Here is an 18,257-nt window from a genome sequence, read left to right on the forward strand (position 1 = left end):
CCAGCGTTACAGCTTCAACCGCGCGCGCGCCGCATCGTATTCGGCCTTCAGGCGCGCCACCATCTCGGCCACCGTCGGCACGTCATCCATCAAGCCCACGCCCTGGCCCGCACCCCAGATGTCGCGCCAGGCCTTGGCGCTGCCGGAACCGAAATTCATCGCGCTCTTGTCCGCTTCGGGCAAGGCTTCCGGATCGAGTCCGGCCGCGACAATCGATTTTTTCAGGTAATTGCCGTGCACGCCCGTAAACAGGTTCGTGTAGACGATGTCCGCCGCGCTTGAATCCACGATGGCGTCGCGGTAGCCATCGCTGACGTTCGATTCCTTGGTCGCCAGCCAGCGCGAGCCGATGTAGGCAAAGTCCGCGCCCATGGCTTGCGCGGCCAGCACGGCGTCGCCCGTGGCGATGGAGCCCGACAGCGCCAGCGGGCCGTCGAAGAATTTGCGCACTTCGCCCACCAGCGCGAACGGCGACAGGGTGCCCGCGTGGCCGCCGGCGCCGCTGGCCACCAAAATCAAGCCATCGACACCCGCTTCCAGCGCCTTTTTCGCGTGACGGATCGAGATCACGTCATGTAGCACGATGCCGCCATAGCTGTGGATGGCGTCGAGCATTTCCTTGGGCGGCGCGCGCAGCGAGGAAATGATGATGGGGATCTGGTGTTTCACGCACACTTCCACATCGTGCGCCAGGCGGTCATTCGACTGGTGCACGATCTGGTTGACGGCGATCGGTCCCACTTTTTTATCGGGATTGGCGGCCTGGAAGGCGGCCAGCTCGGCCTGCAGCTCAGTGAGCCACGTATCGAGCAATTCGGCGGGACGCGCGTTCAGGGCCGGGAAGGAACCAACGATGCCGGCCTTGCACTGCGCCGCGACGAGGGCCGGGCCGCTGGCGATGAACATCGGCGAGGCGATAACGGGTAAGGAGAGGTTTTGCAACGCAACAGGCAATGCCATGGCGGACTCGCTGGAAAGTTGATCGGGATGAGGGACACACTGAACGTTGATTATAGTGCAGAAAAAGTACGATCGTGCTGAATTTATCGCCCAGCCGTTTCAGCCCTCGTTAAGCAAGTACTCACTCTCCACCCTTGCCGCTGAAGCTCTCACCAGCTGCGACACGGCCCACTCGGCCAGCGCGGCCGCCTCCTGGCGCAGGAAGCGCCGGTTGGCCTCTTCGAAGACGGGCATGCCGCGCAGCAGGGCCGGTATCTCGGCGAGGGCGATGCGCTGGCGTTCCAGCAGCAGGAATTTCAGCAGCACTTTCACCGCGTTCTGCGCATTGCGCACGGGGTCGGACGACAGGTAATCAAGACGCGAATACGCGCGCTGCAGAGCCCCACCGGCATCCGTGAATGGCCGCCCGTGGCCGGGAATGACGACCTGCACGTCCAGGCTGGCGATCAGGTCCAAGGTGGCGCGCGCTTCAGGAAAGCCGGAGCCGCCATCGAGTTCGGGGAAGATCACGCCAAAGCCGTTTTCCCACAGGGCGTCGGCGGAGATCAGGATGCCTTCTTCGGCGCAGTAAAAAATCAGGGAGTGCGGGTCGTGGCCCGGTGCGCCCAGCGCCTGCCAGGCCATGTCGGCCAAAGTAAACGTGTCGCCGGGCGAGACGGTGGCGTCAAAGCCGAAGCGCGGGCATTGCTGGCCCGTGGCCTGGAAACTCAGGGCATCCACATCCCAGGCGCGCACCTTGTCCGCTTCCGACACGGGAATGGCCGTATGGCAGCCGTATTCGGCTTGCAGCAGCGCGTTGCCGCCGCAATGGTCGGAGTGCAGATGGGTGTTGAACAGCCGCTTCAGCGGCCGGCCCGCCAGGCTATGGCGCAGCAGGGCCAGGGTTTGCGGCGCATGCGTGACATAGCCGCTGTCGATCAGGGCCGTGTCGTCCTTGCCCTTGAACAGGATGTTATTCGACGACAGCCAGCCGCGTTCGAACACCTGAATGGAATCGGGGAACAGCGCTGGCGATCGCGGCATGGGCTTCCTCAGTAGTCGGGCTCGAAGTCGAGCAAAGATTCGCGTCCCGGCAATTCGGCCCATACGGCGCGTTTGAAGTCGTCGTCGGCCTTGCTCCAGACGATGATCTCGTCGAGCGTGCGCAAGCAGCCTTCGCACAAGCCGCTGTTGCGGTTCATCTTGCACAGGCTGACACAGGGCGATGGCACTGGCGACGGCAAGGGGAGCGGAACGGCTGGCGGAGGTGGGGTAGCGACCATCATGGAGCGGCATCGGTAAACGTGTAGGCTTTCATTATGCCGCGAATCCGCGCCGGCGAGGCGATGGCGTCGGCATGCAATGTTTCTGTGAGTATATTTTCAAGCGAAAGCATGCTCAAAAAAGCATCTTCTGGAAATTTATTTTGCAGCCAGTTTTCACTCTGCGGGTGCCCGTCCTACAACAGAATCAGGCCAGATCCTGCTTGACTTGAGATATTTCACAATTATACTACCATCCATACAGATGGCAATTGGATGCCACGTGGAGTTTATGGAGATATATGGCCAAGCAAGACAGCAAGCCCAAAATTGGGGAATCCGAAAAAATCACGATCAACCTCGGCTTGATCGACCTGGGGCAGATCGATTTGCTGGTCCAGGAGGGATTTTATTCCAACCGCACGGATCTGATCCGTACGGCCATACGCAACCAGCTGGGTATCCACGCCGACGTGGTGAAACAAACCGTCGCCCGTAAAAGCCTGGTATTGGGCATGCAGCATTATTCGCGCGCCGACCTGGAAGCGATCCAGGCAGCCGGCCAGCGCCTGCAGATACAGGTGCTGGGACTGGCCAGCATCGCCAGCGACGTCTCCGTGGAACTGGCACTGGCCACCATCGAGTCGATTTTCGTATTAGGTGCCCTGCACGCCAGCACCGTCGTCAAGACGGCGCTTGCAGGGCGAATTCACTAGCGTATTGGTTCGCGGCGATGTCCCGGCCGATGCGCAACACCGTTAAGGATGGTCATGAAACTACCTCTCAACATGTTGGAGCACATGCGCGCCGCAACCCGTAATCTGATGGGCAACGGTCCCACCGCCGCTACCGAAGCGATCCAGCAGGCGCTGTCTGCCGCCGGCCTGGCGCCGAAAACAGCGTCCACGCAAGCACCTTCCATGCGTGATATCAATCCTCCGCCGACACCGGCGCAGGCCCGAGCCGAGCAGCCGCAAGCTGCCGCCGCGCCAGAAACGCCTGCCGCGCCCCCCACGCCCGCGCAGGCGGCGCAGGACTTCGCGCAGGATTTCATGGCGCGCCTGGGCGTGCCCGCCGGCCTGGGCCAGCACAGCTTCGAGATGCCGAATTTCCACCCGCCCGGCTTCAACGCGCCGGCCGCCACGCCGGCGGAGATGCCAGCTGGCGCGCAGTTCATCGACGGCGTGTACCGCAACCATGCGGGCACGCGTTCGTACAAGCTGTATATCCCCAGCAGCTATCACGGCCAGGCCATGCCGCTGATCGTGATGCTGCACGGCTGTACGCAAAATCCCGACGATTTCGCGGCCGGCACGCAAATGAATGCGCTGGCCGAGGAAAAAGAATGTTTTGTCGTCTACCCGGCACAAACGCAGGGTGCCAACAGTTCGCGCTGCTGGAACTGGTTCAACGCCATCGACCAGCAGCGCGACCAGGGCGAACCGTCGCTGATCGCCGGCATCGCGCGGCAAGTGATCGATGAATACCCGGTGAATGAACGCGAAGTGTTCGTCGCCGGCCTGTCGGCGGGCGGCGCCATGGCCGTCATCGTCGGCACCTTGTACCCCGACCTGTTTGCCGCCGTCGGCGTGCATTCGGGCCTGCCGTTCGCCTCGGCAAAGGATTTGCCGTCGGCGCTGGCAGCCATGAAGGGCGGCGCCATGCCCAATGCGCAGCGCCAGGCGCCGGCGGGCGGCGTGCCCATCATCGTCTTCCATGGCGACCGCGACACCACCGTCAATCCGCGCAATGGCGATGAACTGATCGCCCAGGGCGTGCGCAGCCAGGCTGGCGGCAAGGCGGCCAGGGCCGCTTCCATCGACGGCAGCGTGCCGAATGGCCACCGCTACACGCGCACCACGCACAGCCAGGCGGACGGCTCGCCGCTGGGCGAACACTGGGTCATCCACGGCGCCGGCCATGCCTGGTCCGGCGGCAGCGGCAGCGGCAGTTATACGGATGGAAAAGGCCCGGATGCCAGCCGCGAGATGCTGCGCTTCTTCAAGACCGTCAGTTGATGTTTTCGGTGTATGGCGCGATCTGCCGCTGCTTGTCGGCGATCTCGCACACGCCATCGGCATAGCGGTTGGAGATGGCGATGAACTGGTCCTGGATCTGCAGGAAGGCATCGACGATCTCGGCGTCGAAGTGCGATCCGCGCCCCTCGACGATGATCTGCACGGCTTGCGCATGGTCCATGCCCTGCTTGTAGATGCGCCGGCTGATCAGGGCGTCATACACGTCGGCCAACGCCATCAGGCGCGCCGAAATCGGGATGGCTTCGCCAGCCAGGCCTTGCGGGTAACCGCTGCCATCCCATTTTTCATGGTGGCTGTAAGCGATCTCCTTGGCGTACTTGAGGAAATCGACTTCGATGCCCAGCTCGTGCTCGGCCGCCAGGATGGCGTCGCGTCCCAGGGTGGTGTGCGTCTTCATGATGGCCATTTCGTGCGGCTCGAAACGTCCCGGCTTGAGCAGGATATGGTCGGGAATGCCCACCTTGCCGATATCGTGCAGCGGCGCCGTCTTGAACAGCAATTCGATATTCTTGTCCGTCAAAAAATCACGGAAACGCGGCAGGCTGCGCACTTTTTCGGCCAGCGCTTTCAGATAATGCGAGGTGCGGCGGATATGGTTGCCCGTCTCGCTGTCGCGCGTCTCGGCCAGCGAGGCCATGGCGTGAATCGTGACATCCTGCAGCGCCGCCACTTCCTGCACGCGGCGCTCCACTTCCGTTTCCAGGTAATGATTCTGGTCGCGCAAAAAATCCTGCATCTGCTTCATCGCCAGCTGCGTCCTGATGCGCGCCAGCACGATGGGCGCTGAAATCGGCTTGGTGATGTAGTCGACGGCGCCCAGGGCCAGGCCCAGCTGCTCGTCGGCCACTTCGCTCATGGCGGTGACAAAAATCACGGGTATGCCGGCCGTGGCGGGATCGGCCTTCAGCGCGCGGCACACATCGTAGCCACTCATGCCCGGCATCATGATGTCGAGCAGGATCAGGTCGGGCTGGTCGCTGCCGGCGGCGATCTTCAGGGCGCGTTCGCCATTGACGGCGATCTTGGTACGGTAATCGTCTTCCAGCACCGCGCGCAGCAAATCGATATTGTCTGGCGTGTCATCGACCACCAGGATGGTTGGCTTGCTTGCCGGCGCTCTCATGCCCGTCCTTCGTTCTGCATAGTTATCCTTGTCACAGTGTCAGCTCCAGCGCATCGGCTACCTCGCCCAGCTGCGCCAGCGCACCTTCGAAATCGTATTGTCCCAGCATGCGCTTCAACTGACGCGCGTGTTCCGCCTGCCCGGCCGCGACCAGCACGGGGCCGATGCCGTCCAGGTGCTTGACGGCCTGCGCGTCGTCCTGCTGCAGCAGCTGCGACAATTCGCGCAAGCCCGCTTCCAGGTGCGCCCGGTCCACCGGCGCCACTTGCGCCACCACCGCGCCGCCCGCCTCGGCCACATTGCCACGCGAGTGCATGGCCAGCACGATCTTCGGCACCAGCTCGTCGAGCGCCAGCGTGCAGGCGGCCAATGCCTGCGGCAAGCCATCGTGCGAGCCCAGGCTGAGCAAGTGCTCGACCCGCGCGGCGCTGTCGGCCAGGCCGCCGGCGCCGATATTGCCGGCCAGGCCTTTCAGCGTATGCGCTTCGCGGATCGCCGTCTCGAGCTGGTTGTTCTCGATGGCGGCAACGATGCGCTGCATGGCATCGAACTGGGTTTCCACAAAACGGTCCAGCAATTTTCGCATCAACGCCGTATTGCCGCCCACGCGGCGCATGGCTTCCGCCATTTTCAGGCCGCCGATCACGGGCAGCTCCGCTTCCGGCTGCGCCGCCACCGCCGTCATTTCCTGCGGCGTGGCCGGCGCGATCCAGCGCGCCAGGGTACCGAACAGCTGTGCCACGTCGATCGGCTTGGCGATGAAATCGTTCATGCCGGCGTCCAGGCATTTTTCCTTGTCGCCGACCATGGCATTGGCCGTCATGGCGATCACGGGCAAATTCGAATAACGGGGATCTTGGCGCAGCTTGCGGGTGGCCTGGTAACCATCCATCACCGGCATCTGGCAATCCATCAGCACGCCGTCATAGGCGTTTTCCTCGATCTTCGCCAGCGCGATGGCGCCATTGCCCGCGATGTCGACGCGGATGCCGGCGTCGTTGAGAATATGCTGCGCCACTTCCTGGTTCACTTCATTATCCTCCACCAGAAGCAGCCAGGCGCCGCGCAGTGCGCGCTCGTCGTCGCGGTAGCTGCTCTGGCGCTGCGTCTTGCGGCTCTGTCCCGTCACGCCGCCAAACACGAACGATATCTGGTCGAGCAGGGTCGAGGCGCTGACCGGCTTGTTCAATACGCCGTCGAGCGGCAAGTCCCGCTGGTGCGCCGCCTCCAGCAGCGCTTCGCGATGGAAGGCCGTGACCATGATGCAGGCCGGCGTCGCATCGATGCCGGCGGCATCGGCGCGGATGCCGGCCAGGGTATCGAGGCCGTTCATGCCCGGCATTTTCCAGTCCATCAGCACCAGGCCGTACGGGCGCCCCTCGGCACGCGCCTGCGCCACGGCGCCGATGGCCAGCACGCCGCCAAACACGGCACGCGCCTCGAAGCCGAGCGCCGTCAGCATGCTGACGAAGATTTCACGCGCACTGGGGTTGTCGTCGACCACCAGCACGCGCAGGCCCTGGAACTGCTGCTGATGCTGTAACTGCGGCAAGCTGTCGCGCGGCACGGCGGCCAGGCCGAAGCGGGCCGTGAAGAAAAAGGTGCTGCCCACGCCCGCTTCGCTGACCAGATCGATCTCGCCTTCCATCATTTCCACCAGGCGCTTGCTGATGGTCAGCCCCAGGCCCGTGCCGCCATGGTGACGCGTGGTGGAGGTGTCAGCCTGGGTAAAAGCCTGGAACAATTTGCTGCGCTGGGGAGGCGTCAGGCCAATGCCCGTGTCGCGCACGTCCACGCGCAGCACCGCCGCATGCTCTTCCATCTGCTGCAGGCGGATGGAGACGACGATCTCGCCCTTGTCCGTAAACTTGATCGCGTTGTTGGTCAGGTTGATCAGCACCTGGCCCAGGCGCAGCGGATCGCCCTGCAATGCGTTCGGCACGTCGGGCGCGATGTCGAACAGCAGTTCGAGCCCCTTGTCCTGCGCCCGCATCACGGACAGATCGGCGATCTGCGCCAGCACGTCCTCGAGGAAGAAATCGACTTTTTCAAAGGCCATCTTGCCCGCCTCGATTTTCGAGAAATCGAGGATGTCGTCAATGATGGCCAACAGATTCTTCGAAGCCGATTCCACCTTCTCCAGGTAGTTGCGCTGGGTCGACGTGAGTTCCGTCTGCAGCGCCAGGTGGGTCATGCCGATGATGCCATTCATCGGCGTGCGGATTTCGTGCGACATATTGGCCAGGAAGTCCGACTTCATCTTGGTCGCATCCTCGGCCACTTCGACGGCATGGCGCAGATCCTGCTCCACGGCCAGGCTGGTGCTCATATCCTTGAGCGCCTGCAGCAATTCGCCCGTCTCGTCGCGCGACGTCACTTCGATGACGGAACTGAGGTCGCCATTGGCCACGCGCGTGGCGATCGCCACCGCCTCGCCCAACGGACGCGTGATCGAGCGCGCCGACCAGGCAAAGGCGAGGCCCGTCAGCAGGGCCGCCAGGCCGATGCCGCCCATCAGCAGCAGCGAGGTATCGATGTCGTTGCGTATCCTGGCCGCGCTGTCGCTGATCAGCTGCTGCTGCAAGTCATCGAGCTGGCCTACGTACAGCAGCACTTTTTCCAGCACCGGCAAGGTCTGCGTCTGCATGGCCTGCTCGGCGCGGCCATCCTCGCCGCGCTCGACCAGTTCGAACATCATCTTGAGCGAGACATAGTAGTCGGCGCGTGCCAGGTGCATCTGTTCCAGCAGGCGCCGTTCCTCGGGCCGCGCATCGAGACCATCGAGGATGCGCACCTGCTCATCGATGCCTTGCCTGATCGCTTCCAGGCGCGCCTGATTCGCCTGGCGCAGCGCCAGCTCGTGCTGATTCGGCAAGTTGCCGATGCGCGTGGCCGCCTCGCGCGCCAGCCCATGGATCTTGCTGGTGGCCTTGGCGGCGACCCAGTCGCGCTGCAGGATATCGTCGGTCTCGGCGCGGATGGCATAGATGCGGCTACCCGCCAGGACGATGACGACCAGCATCAGCACGATCAAAATGGCATAACCGGCATTGATGCGCACGCCGATGCGGATATCCCTGAAGCGCATAAATTTCCTATAAGAAATTCTTAAAAATCGAAGTCTGAACGTATTCCCCTACAAAATGCAAGGTCTTTTGCAAAGGAAAAAGCGTGCCGGGGCTCTTATTTGGCCGGCGTTGCTGCCGGGGGCGTCAAGGCGGCGATGCGCTCTTGCAGGCAGGCGGGGCACCAGCAGCCCACGGCGCTGCTGCCGGGCACGGGAACGGCCGGTGGCAGGGCCACGCACCAGCAGGGTTCCTTGGCGTCCGGGTCGAGCTGGCCACACTGGAAGGTGGCGCCGCAAAGGCTGCACTGGCTCATGGCTGTGTTTGAATTGGCAAGTGTGTGTCATGCTGCGCCGGCATCCGACGCAGATGTAACTGGCAGTAAAAGGGCTGGCTGGGGGACATATCGGGCCAGACTATAGGATCATCAGGGAAAATACAACAAGATCGCCCTATAATGCCTCCAAGATTTTCTTCTTCCCTGTAAAATCCCACAAATCTATTTTCCGGACTCGCCATGAATCAACTAGCTAACTTGAACCTGGACATGAATGACGACTTGACGGCGGTGTCGCCACAAATCAAGGCGCAGATTCTGGCCGAGGCCCTGCCCTACATCCGCAATTTCCATGGCAAGACCATCGTCATCAAGTACGGTGGCAACGCAATGACGGACGAACGCCTGAAGCACGGCTTCGCGCGCGACGTCATCCTGCTCAAGCTGGTCGGCATGAACCCGGTCGTGGTGCACGGCGGCGGACCGCAGATCGATAACGCGCTGAAAAAAATCGGCAAGCAAGGCACCTTCGTGCAAGGCATGCGCATCACCGATGAAGAAACCATGGAAGTGGTGGAGTGGGTGCTGGGCGGCGAAGTGCAGCAGGATATCGTCATGCTGATCAACCATTACGGCGGCCAGGCCGTGGGCCTGACGGGCAAGGATGGCGGCTTGATCCGCGCGCGCAAGATGCAGATGCCGGACCGCGAACATCCGGGCGAATTCCTCGACATCGGCTTTGTCGGCGAGATCGACGCGATCAACCCGGCCGTCGTCAAGGCGCTGCAGGACGACGCCTTCATTCCCATCATTTCGCCGATCGGTTTCGGCCAGGATGGCCAGGCCTACAACATCAACGCCGACGTGGTAGCCGGCAAGATCGCGGAAATCCTGAAAGCGGAAAAGCTGATCATGATGACCAACATCGCCGGCGTCCAGGACAAGCAGGGCAATCTGGTGACCGACCTGTCCGCGCGTGAAATCGACGAGATGTTCGCCGATGGCACAATCTCGGGCGGCATGCTGCCGAAGATCTCGTCCGCGCTCGACGCGGCCAAGTCCGGCGTGAACACGGTACACATCATCGATGGCCGCATCGAACACTCATTATTGCTGGAAGTGTTGACCGAGCAGGCTTTTGGTACTATGATCCGTTCGCACTAAAAACTAATTCGGCGCAATTCACCCAGCGCCGATTTTTTATGCCCTTGTAGCTCAGTGGTAGAGCACTCCCTTGGTAAGGGAGAGGCCACGTGTTCGATCCACGTCAAGGGCACCATCGATTTATCCCCGTATCTGAAAAATGTCCATGGCTGCGTTGCCTCGCCTCGCCGTACATGCGTACTGTCTTCGGCTCGACGCCTTGCCCTGAACAATTTTCATCTACTCTGCCGCAGCCTGTCGCGCGGCTAAGCCACGGCATCCTTGCTGTCTGCTGTCAAAACTTAATACACCCGCTCGACCTTCAAGCCCCTTTGACGCAACAAGTCCGGCACGCTTTTCGTTCCGACCAGGTGCAGCACGCCAATGGCGGCCAGGCTGTGCTTTTCGCGCGCCAGCAACTTGGCGATGCCCTCGGCCAGGGCCGGGTTGCGGCCATCGAGCAGCACTTTTTGCACGAACTGCGCGGCGAACGACGGGTCTTGCGCGGCTTTTGCCGCCAGCTTGTCGAAGGCGGCCGCGTCGGCCGTGCGCCAGGCGTTGGCGATCTCGCGCGCTTCCTGGCTTTGTTCCTGGTCTTCGATCGACGCCACGCCGTCTTCCAGGAAGCGGCACTGGTCGACCGGCGACATCGCGCCAAACAGCGCCATCTGGCCTTCCATCGACTCGAGTTCCACCACGGGGATCTTGCGCGCCCTGGCCTGCTGCGACAGATAATTGTCCACCGCCAGGTCGGAACGGTAGCCCAGGGTGGAAAATTCGCCGATAGCCAGCATGCTGGCCAGCATCCACGGCTTCATCGGCGCCACCGATTCGGCTGGAATGCCGTATTTTTGCAACAACGGCGCCAGGCGCGGGGCCAGGGTCTGGCGGCAGTCGGCCGGCACTTTGCTGCCCGGCGCCTCCATGCCGTATTTCAGCACGGCGCCCAGGGCGGCGCGCGGGTCGGCGCCCGGATCGATCTCCAGCGCCAGCGCCCCGGCGCCTTCCAATGCCTGCGTCACCGTCGGCTCGAGCGGATAAAAATCGGGCGCGCCGACGTGAATGGTGCCGAACAGATACAGGGTGTGGCTGGCGTCCTGCACCTTGAACAGGGCGCCCCGGTTTTGCGCCACAGGCGGCGCTTCCGCGAAGGCCGCCTGCAACGGCAGCAAGAATAATCCGCAAAACATCACTATAATCTGGCGTCGCATGGTTTTCCTGATTGTTGAATTTCTCATCTTCTCTCGCTAGCAAAGACTCTTGTGCCTGTGTCCCATCTTAACCGCTCGTCGCCGGTCTGGCTGTTTGACCTCGACAACACGCTGCACAATGCCTCGCATGCCATTTTCCCTACTATCACGGCCAATATGAACACGTATATTGCCCGCGTACTGGGCGACGGCGTGACGCCGGCCGACGACGCCATCGTCAACGCGGCACGCGCGGCCTACTGGCGCCGCTATGGCGCCACCTTGCTGGGCATGGTCAAGCACCATCAGGTGCAGGCCGCGCATTTTTTGCACGAGACGCACACCTTCGACGATTTGCGCGCCATGATACGCGCCGAACGGGGGCTGGGGGCTTTACTCAAACGCCTGCCTGGCCGTAAAATTTTACTTACCAACGCGCCGCTGCGCTATTCGAGCGACGTGATGCGCCACCTGGGCTTGCGTCAGCATTTTTCGCAGCATATCGCCATCGAGGCGATGCATGTGCACCGCCAGCTGCGGCCCAAGCCATCGACCCTGATGCTGCGCAAACTGATGCGCAAGCACCATATCCGCCCTGGCCGCTGCATCCTGGTGGAAGACACCCTGGCCAACCTGAAGGGTGCGAAAAAACTGGGCCTGCGCACGGCCTGGATCACGCAATACCTGAAAATGGCCGATCCGATCGGCGTGGCGAAGTTGCCCAAGGCGTTAAATCGCCCCGCTTACGTCGATGTCAAAGTAAAATCTGTCCGGCATTTGGCACGCCGCCTTCACCGTCTGCGTTGAAGGGGACTCCTGGACTTCCGGTTGACGCCGGAAGCCGCACCGCTAGCGGCGGTGACGGACCTTCCCATCAAGGCAGCATTTTTTTTAACGACAAGAGAAAATATGGCAAGCACACCGCCGGGCCAACGCAGGCTACAAATTCTTCAGGCCCTCGCCGCAATGCTGGAGCAGCCGAAAGGCGAAAAGATCACCACTGCCGCACTGGCGGCCAGACTGGCCGTGTCGGAAGCGGCCCTGTACCGCCATTTCGCCAGCAAGGCGCAAATGTTCGAAGGGCTGATCGAATTCATCGAGGCTAGCGTCTTCGGCCTGATCAACCAGATCGCGGAAAAGCACAGCGACGGCATGACGCAGACACGCGACATCGTCGGCATGCTGCTCAATTTCGCCATCAGCAATCCGGGCATGACGCGCGTGCTGATCGGCGACGCGCTGGTCAATGAGGACGAGCGCCTGCAAGTGCGCATGAACCAGTTCTACGACCGTGTGGAACTGGCGCTCAAGCAGGCCTTGCGCGTGGCCGCCGCAGAAGGCCATGGCAAGGAAAGCGAAGTGGCGGCGCGCGCCACCCTGATCGTCAGCTTCGTCATCGGGCGCTGGCACCGCTACGCCAAGAGCGGCTTCAAGATCAATCCCTCCCAGGAAGCGGCGCTGCAAATCGCCATGCTGCTGGGGTAAGTCACCGCCGCGGCTGTCCCCATGCATACCGACTGTTTCGCCCTGCTCGACGACGCCAGCACCCCGGGCGCCGGTTCGCGCCTGTACACGGGCCTGGCGGCAGTCTTGCGGTGCACCGAGGGGCAACAGTGGCCGGCCCTGCTCGAGGGGCTGCAAGGGGCCTTGGAACGCGGCCAGTACGCCGTCAGCGTGTGCAGCTACGAGCTGGGAGCGCATTTGCTGGCCATGCCGCCGCGCGCGGCAGGCGTCAACGCGCCGCCGCTGGCGCAAGTGCTCGTCTTTGACCATTGCACGCAGCTGTCGCAGGACGACGTGGCGCAGTGGCTGGACGAGCGCGTCCGCGCGGACGCCGCGCCGGCCGGCGTGGCCGATATACACGCGAATGTCGACCAGGCGCAATTTACGCAGGCGCTGCACCGCATCCACGACTACATCGTGGCCGGCGACACCTATCAAGTCAACTACACCTATCGTTTGCGCTTCGACGCCTTTGGTTCGCCCCTGGCCCTGTATGCGCGGCTGCGCGCGCGCCAGCCCGTGCCCTATGGCGCGCTGGTGATGCTGCCCGATGGCGGCGCCCTGCTGTCGCTGTCGCCGGAGCTGTTCGTGCGCCATGCGCAAGGCGAGTTGATGGCGCGTCCCATGAAAGGCACGGCGCCGGCCGCCCCGCCCGAGCAAATGGAAGAAAACGTGCGCCGCGCCGCGGCCCTGGCCAATGATCCGAAAAACCGCGCAGAAAACCTGATGATCGTCGACCTGCTGCGCAACGACATCGGCCGCATCGCCACCACGGGCTCCGTCAAGGTACCGGCCCTGTTCGAGGTCACGCGCTACAGCAGCGTGCTGCAAATGACCTCCACTGTGCAGGCGCGCTTGCGCGAAGATGTCAGCCTGGCCGACATCTTCCAGGCCTTGTATCCGTGCGGCTCGATCACGGGCGCGCCGAAACGGCGCACCATGGAAATCATCGCCGAACTGGAAGGAGCGCCGCGCGGTATCTACACGGGCGCCATCGGCTGGTTCGATCCGCCGGCCGCCGGCGCTGTCCACGCGGTAGGCAACTTCTGCATGTCCGTGCCGATCCGCACCCTGGCCCTGCAACCGGCTGGCCCTGGCGGCATCCGGCGCGGCGAAATGGGCGTGGGCGCCGGCATCGTCCTGGACAGTGACCCGCAGGAAGAATTTGCAGAATGCCAGCTCAAGGCCCGCTTCCTGACGGGGCTGAGCAACGACTTCGAACTGTTCGAGACCCTGCACGCCAGCCGCGCCAGCGGCTGCCGCCAGCAAGAGCGTCACCTGGCGCGCCTGGCAGCCTCCTGCGCCTACTTCGGTTTTGCCTGGGATGCCGGCGCTGCCCGCGCCGCGCTGCAGGCGGCCTGCGCGGCACGCCCCGACGATGCCCCCTTCCGCCTGCGCCTGGCGCTGCGCCAGGATGGCCAGTTCACGGTGCAAAGCGGTGCCCTCACTGCCTTGCCGGACACGGTAAAAATCCTGCTGGCGCCCGACGCCACCGTGGCCGACGACCTGTTCCTGCGCCACAAGAGCAGCGTGCGCGCGCGCTACGACGCGGCCTGGCGCGCAGCCGAGGCGCAAGGCGGTTTCGACATGCTGTTCTTTAACGAACGGGGTGAGCTGACGGAGGGCGGGCGCAGCAATGTCTTCGTCCGGCTCGATGGCCGCTGGCATACGCCGCCCCTGTCCTGCGGCCTGCTGCCCGGCGTGCAGCGCGCGGCCATGCTGGCCGATCCCGCCTGGAACGCGCAGGAAACCATCATCACGCGCGCCATGCTGGCGCGGGCCGAAGCGATTGTCGTGTGCAATGCGTTGCGCGGCGCGTTGCCAGCAGAACTTATTTAAAGATCCACACGCATTTCATAACCGCCATAGATCATCCGCTTGCCATCGAACGGCAGCTTGGCCGGATCCATCATCTCGGCCAGGCGCGGGTCTTTCATGACCTTGTCGTTGATTTCATCGCGCTTGGCGCGCGACGCATACACGATCCATGAAAACACCACCACTTCGCCATCCTGCAAGTCCACCGCCTGCGGGAACGAGGTCAGCTTGCCCGGCTTGACATCGTCGCCCACGCATTCGCGAAATTCCAGCGCGCCATATTCGCGCCAGACGGCGCCACAACTGCGCGACATGGCCAGGTAAGCATCGAGCTTGGCTTTCGGTACGGGCACCACAAATCCATCGACATACGCCATGATGTTCTCCTTTGTTGTGACAAACGCGAACAACCAGCTTAGGACAATGATAGCAAGACAACAAGCGCGACATTAAAAAAAAGCAGGCGTTCAAGCCTGCTTGTGTATCGGCAACTTACAGCGCCAGCGCTTTTTCCACCGCGCCAACGAGTTTCTTGTCATCCGGCGTTACCTTGCTGGGGAAGCTTTCCACCACTTTCCCGTGGCGGTCGATCAGATACTTGTGGAAATTCCAGGCCGGCGTCTTGCCCGTCTGCTTGATCAGGTCCACGTACAGCGGATTCGGCGTGGGACCGGAAACGACGGACTTCGAAAACATGGGAAACTTCACGCCATAGGTGTTGTAGCAGAAATCGGCGATTTCCTTGCTGTTGCCCGGTTCCTGCTTGCCGAAATCGTTCGACGGGAAACCCAGCACCACCAGGCCCTTGCTGCCGTACTTCGCGTACAGCGCCTCAAGCCCTTCATATTGATTGGTAAAACCGCAATAACTTGCCGTATTGACTACCAGCACGACCTTGCCCGCGTACTGGCACAAGTTTTGCGGCGCTTCATCCTGCAGGCGGTTGAAGGTCTGCTTGAGGATGGCGGGACAGGCGGCTGGCGCGGCGGCAGCTGTCGCGGTTTCAGCGGCATGGGCCGGCATGGCCAGGCTGGCGCCGGCGGCAAGGGTGATGAGCGCAAACAGCTGGGCAAGGGTCTTGGACATGAGGGGCACCATGGTTGAACGGAAAAAACCATTCTATGTCAAACGCCGCGCACGCGTACAAGACGTACAACAACAGCGATTGCTTGAGCGACATCAATGACAGTGCAGTACTTGCCCAGCGCACAGTTTTTTTACCTATGCTCGGCCTTCCTGCCCCTTTTCTTGCCCTGTGGAGTAACCATGCCCTTCCCGCACCTGACCGCATTACCCACCGCCCTGCTGACCGCCAGCCTGCTCATCCTGGCGCCAGGCGGCGCGCACGCCGCCAAGGCTGCCAAAGCCATCAAGCCCGCCGCGACCAGGAACGCCCCCGCCCTGCCCGGCTACCAGGCTGACCTGAGCCAGACCACGGTGTCCGGCCTGTCCTCGGGCGGCTTCATGGCGGCGCAATTTGCCGTCGCCTACTCGGCCACGGTGGCCGGCGCCGGCATCATCGCGGGCGGCCCATATTTCTGTGCGGGCCAGCCGGGCCGCTTCCCCTACATTCCCTACCTGACGAATGCCATGACCACCTGCATGAATCCGGGCAGCACACAGGTGGCGCCGCCTGTCGCCAGCGAATTGCTGCGCGCGGCGAACGATTTTGCGCGCGCCCGACTCATTGACGACACGGCCAACCTGAAACGCCAGCGCGTATATCTGTTCAGCGGAACGAAAGACCAGACCGTGACGCAGCCGGTGGTGGAACAGGTGGGGAAATTCTATGCGCTGGCCGGTACGCCGGCGGCGCAAATCCGCTTCGTCGATACGGTCGGCGCGGGCCATGCCATCATCACAGACAACAATCAGGACAAGCCCTGCGCCGTGACGGACTCGCCGTTCATCAATGACTGCGACTTCGTGCAGGCGCGCGACATCCTGCAGCACCTGTACCCGGACCTGCAGCCCTCGTCGACCACCCTGACGGGCAAGCTGATCTCCTTCAACCAGCGCAGCTTCATCCAGAACGCGTACTCCAGCATGAATAATACGGGCTACGCCTACATTCCGAAAGCCTGCGACAGCGAGAGCTGCCGCGTGCACGTGGTGTTCCACGGCTGCCTGCAAACGACGCAAGCCATCGGCGACCGTTTCTATACCAGCACCGGCTACAACCAGGTGGCGGACGCCAACAAGATCATCGTCCTGTATCCGCAGGCCGAACCGAGCCCCGTCTACCCGTACAACCCGAAAGGCTGCTGGGATTTCTGGGGCTACACCAGCATCAATCCGATCGACCCGGATTTTTACCGCAAGAGCGGCACGCAGATGGAAGCGGTCAAGGGCATGCTGGACAGGTTGGCTGCGCGCCGCGGCTCACGCTAGGCGGCCTTAGATACCGCCCATGCAGATATATTTAATGACTAAATAGTCTTCGATACCGTAGGTCGACCCTTCGCGGCCCAGGCCCGATTGCTTGACGCCGCCGAAGGGGGCGATCTCGTTCGAAATCAGGCCCGTGTTGACGCCGACCATGCCCGTTTCCAGACCTTCGGCCACGCGCCAGATGCGGCCGATGTCGCGCGAATAGAAGTAGGCGGCCAGGCCGAATTCCGTGTTGTTGGCCAGGGCGATCACTTCATCATCCGTCTTGAAGCGGAACAGGGGTGCCAGCGGGCCGAAGGTTTCCTCGGTGGCCACGCGCATGTCGTTCGTCACGTCGGCGATGATGGTCGGTTCGAAGAAGCCGTTGCCCAACGCGTGGCGCTTGCCACCGGCCAGCAGGCGCCCGCCCTTGCCCAGCGCGTCGGCCACGTGCTCTTCTACCTTGGCGACGGCCTTGGCATCGATCAGCGGGCCTTGCGTGACGCCCGCCTCGATGCCATTGCCCACCTTCAGCTTGGCCACGGCGGCCACCAGTTTGTCGGCAAACGCGTCATACACGCTGTCCTGCACGTACAGGCGGTTGGCGCAGACGCAGGTCTGGCCCGCATTGCGGTATTTCGAGGCGATGGCGCCTTCCACGGCGGCGTCCAGGTCGGCGTCGTCAAAGACGATGAACGGCGCATTGCCGCCCAGTTCCAACGAGAGTTTCTTGATCGTCGGCGCGCACTGCTCGGCCAGCAAGCGGCCCACCTGGGTCGAACCCGTAAACGTCAGCTTGCGCACGATGGGGTTCGACGTCATTTCGCCGCCGATGTCTTTCGGCGCACCCGTGACGATGCTGAACACGCCCGCAGGCACGCCCGCGCGCTCGGCCAGCACGGCCAGCGCCAGCGCGGAAAACGGCGTTGCTTCGGCCGGTTTCAAGACCATCGGGCAGCCGGCGGCCAGGGCCGGGCCGACTTTGCGGGTGATCATGGCGGCGGGGAAATTCCACGGCGTGATGGCGGCGCACACGCCGATCGGCTCCTTGGTGATGACCAGGCGGCGGTCCGGCCACGGCGATTGCAGGGTATCGCCCGCGACGCGCTTGCCTTCTTCTGCAAACCACTCGATGAACGAGGCGCCGAACTGCACTTCGCCTTTCGCTTCCGGCAGGGGCTTGCCCTGCTCCGTGGTCATGATCAGCGCCAGGTCGTCGGCGTTTTCCAGGATCAGGTCATGCCAGCGGCGCAGCACGGCCGCGCGTTCCTTGGCCGTCTTCTTGCGCCAGGCGGGCCAGGCGGCATTGGCCGCCTCGATGGCGCGGCGCGTCTCGGCTGCGCCCATCAGGGGCACCGTGCCGATATGCTCGCCGGTGGCGGGATTGCTCACATTAATCGTCTGGCCACCATCGGCATCAGCCCAGGCTCCATTCACGTAAGCCTGGTGACGCAACAAGGTAGGATCTTTCAACTGCAGCATATGGATCTCCGGTCTGGTTTGAATTATCGACGAGGGATACTATGCC

The 18,257-nt window shown here is 62.8% G+C and carries 17 protein-coding genes and 1 tRNA gene; 8 read left to right on the plus strand and 10 right to left on the minus strand.

Going from position 1 to position 18,257, the window contains the following annotated elements; all coding sequences use genetic code 11:
• Positions 1-6: 6 nt before the first annotated feature.
• The 3 genes from ACQ4WY_RS15800 to ACQ4WY_RS15810 form a co-directional block, all read right to left on the minus strand.
• A complete protein-coding gene (locus ACQ4WY_RS15800) occupies positions 7-960 on the minus strand; it encodes an NAD(P)H-dependent flavin oxidoreductase (protein ID WP_436504857.1) in 954 nt (317 codons plus the stop codon).
• Positions 961-1,059: 99 nt separating this feature from the next.
• Positions 1,060-1,983, minus strand: a complete 924-nt coding sequence (locus ACQ4WY_RS15805; RefSeq protein ID WP_436504858.1) for an MBL fold metallo-hydrolase — start codon at positions 1,981-1,983, stop codon at positions 1,060-1,062.
• An 8-nt stretch (positions 1,984-1,991) separates the two neighbouring features.
• Positions 1,992-2,225 carry a DUF1289 domain-containing protein gene (locus ACQ4WY_RS15810; protein ID WP_436504859.1) on the minus strand — a complete coding sequence of 78 codons (234 nt, stop codon included), beginning with the start codon at positions 2,223-2,225 and terminating at the stop codon, positions 1,992-1,994.
• A 278-nt stretch (positions 2,226-2,503) separates the two neighbouring features.
• Here ACQ4WY_RS15810 and ACQ4WY_RS15815 point away from each other — a divergent pair, with 278 nt between their 5' ends.
• Together ACQ4WY_RS15815 and ACQ4WY_RS15820 are read left to right on the plus strand one after the other, a co-directional pair.
• Positions 2,504-2,917, plus strand: a complete 414-nt coding sequence (locus ACQ4WY_RS15815) for a CopG family transcriptional regulator (protein ID WP_034783786.1) — start codon at positions 2,504-2,506, stop codon at positions 2,915-2,917.
• Positions 2,918-2,971: 54 nt separating this feature from the next.
• Positions 2,972-4,219, plus strand: a complete 1,248-nt coding sequence (locus ACQ4WY_RS15820) for an extracellular catalytic domain type 1 short-chain-length polyhydroxyalkanoate depolymerase (RefSeq protein ID WP_436504860.1) — start codon at positions 2,972-2,974, stop codon at positions 4,217-4,219.
• Here ACQ4WY_RS15820 and ACQ4WY_RS15825 read toward each other — a convergent pair.
• The 3 genes from ACQ4WY_RS15825 to ACQ4WY_RS15835 all read right to left on the minus strand — a co-directional run bounded on the left by ACQ4WY_RS15825 (position 4,212) and on the right by ACQ4WY_RS15835 (position 8,744).
• The gene (locus ACQ4WY_RS15825) at positions 4,212-5,363 is read right to left on the minus strand and encodes a response regulator (RefSeq protein WP_436504861.1); all 1,152 of its coding nucleotides are present in this window, start codon (positions 5,361-5,363) and stop codon (positions 4,212-4,214) included. The two genes, ACQ4WY_RS15820 and ACQ4WY_RS15825, sit on opposite strands and share 8 nt — an antisense overlap.
• A 31-nt stretch (positions 5,364-5,394) precedes the next feature.
• The gene (locus ACQ4WY_RS15830; protein ID WP_436504862.1) at positions 5,395-8,451 is read right to left on the minus strand and encodes a response regulator; all 3,057 of its coding nucleotides are present in this window, start codon (positions 8,449-8,451) and stop codon (positions 5,395-5,397) included.
• A gap of 95 nt (positions 8,452-8,546) precedes the next feature.
• The gene (locus ACQ4WY_RS15835; RefSeq protein WP_436504863.1) at positions 8,547-8,744 is read right to left on the minus strand and encodes a cysteine-rich CWC family protein; all 198 of its coding nucleotides are present in this window, start codon (positions 8,742-8,744) and stop codon (positions 8,547-8,549) included.
• Between the two features lie 231 nt (positions 8,745-8,975).
• Between ACQ4WY_RS15835 and argB the strand changes: the two genes are divergently transcribed.
• Positions 8,976-9,869 carry an acetylglutamate kinase gene (gene argB / locus ACQ4WY_RS15840; RefSeq protein ID WP_010393729.1) on the plus strand — a complete coding sequence of 298 codons (894 nt, stop codon included), beginning with the start codon at positions 8,976-8,978 and terminating at the stop codon, positions 9,867-9,869.
• A gap of 40 nt (positions 9,870-9,909) precedes the next feature.
• Positions 9,910-9,984, plus strand: a tRNA-Thr gene (locus tag ACQ4WY_RS15845).
• A gap of 166 nt (positions 9,985-10,150) precedes the next feature.
• On the opposite strand, the gene ACQ4WY_RS15850 is transcribed toward ACQ4WY_RS15845, so the two are convergent.
• Positions 10,151-11,020, minus strand: a complete 870-nt coding sequence (locus ACQ4WY_RS15850; RefSeq protein WP_436504864.1) for a TraB/GumN family protein — start codon at positions 11,018-11,020, stop codon at positions 10,151-10,153.
• Between the two features lie 90 nt (positions 11,021-11,110).
• On the opposite strand from ACQ4WY_RS15850, the gene ACQ4WY_RS15855 reads away from it, so the two are divergent.
• From ACQ4WY_RS15855 to pabB, 3 genes are all read left to right on the plus strand, one after another.
• Positions 11,111-11,845 carry a pyrimidine 5'-nucleotidase gene (locus ACQ4WY_RS15855; protein WP_436504865.1) on the plus strand — a complete coding sequence of 245 codons (735 nt, stop codon included), beginning with the start codon at positions 11,111-11,113 and terminating at the stop codon, positions 11,843-11,845.
• Positions 11,846-11,947: 102 nt separating this feature from the next.
• The gene (slmA, locus tag ACQ4WY_RS15860) at positions 11,948-12,523 is read left to right on the plus strand and encodes a nucleoid occlusion factor SlmA (RefSeq protein WP_353659357.1); all 576 of its coding nucleotides are present in this window, start codon (positions 11,948-11,950) and stop codon (positions 12,521-12,523) included.
• 21 nt (positions 12,524-12,544) lie between these two features.
• Positions 12,545-14,380 (plus strand): aminodeoxychorismate synthase component I, encoded by a 1,836-nt coding sequence (gene pabB, locus ACQ4WY_RS15865; RefSeq protein WP_436504866.1) that lies wholly within the window; start codon positions 12,545-12,547, stop codon positions 14,378-14,380.
• Here pabB and ACQ4WY_RS15870 read toward each other — a convergent pair.
• Both ACQ4WY_RS15870 and ACQ4WY_RS15875 read right to left on the minus strand, forming a co-directional pair.
• Positions 14,377-14,736, minus strand: a complete 360-nt coding sequence (locus ACQ4WY_RS15870) for a DUF1428 domain-containing protein (protein ID WP_353659359.1) — start codon at positions 14,734-14,736, stop codon at positions 14,377-14,379. The genes pabB and ACQ4WY_RS15870 overlap by 4 nt on opposite strands.
• Before the next feature lie 115 nt (positions 14,737-14,851).
• Positions 14,852-15,445: a glutathione peroxidase gene (locus tag ACQ4WY_RS15875; protein ID WP_436504867.1), complete on the minus strand. Its 594-nt coding sequence runs from the start codon at positions 15,443-15,445 to the stop codon at positions 14,852-14,854.
• Between the two features lie 180 nt (positions 15,446-15,625).
• Here ACQ4WY_RS15875 and ACQ4WY_RS15880 point away from each other — a divergent pair, with 180 nt between their 5' ends.
• Positions 15,626-16,750 (plus strand): extracellular catalytic domain type 2 short-chain-length polyhydroxyalkanoate depolymerase, encoded by a 1,125-nt coding sequence (locus tag ACQ4WY_RS15880; RefSeq protein ID WP_436504868.1) that lies wholly within the window; start codon positions 15,626-15,628, stop codon positions 16,748-16,750.
• A 6-nt stretch (positions 16,751-16,756) separates the two neighbouring features.
• Here the strand turns inward: ACQ4WY_RS15880 and gabD are convergent, their stop codons facing one another.
• Positions 16,757-18,211 carry an NADP-dependent succinate-semialdehyde dehydrogenase gene (gene gabD / locus ACQ4WY_RS15885; protein ID WP_070218955.1) on the minus strand — a complete coding sequence of 485 codons (1,455 nt, stop codon included), beginning with the start codon at positions 18,209-18,211 and terminating at the stop codon, positions 16,757-16,759.
• Between the last annotated feature and the right edge of the window lie 46 nt (positions 18,212-18,257).

It is taken from the genome of Janthinobacterium salmonicoloratum (assembly GCF_051380845.1).
GTDB classification, from domain to species: Bacteria; Pseudomonadota; Gammaproteobacteria; order Burkholderiales; family Burkholderiaceae_D; genus Janthinobacterium; species Janthinobacterium lividum_F.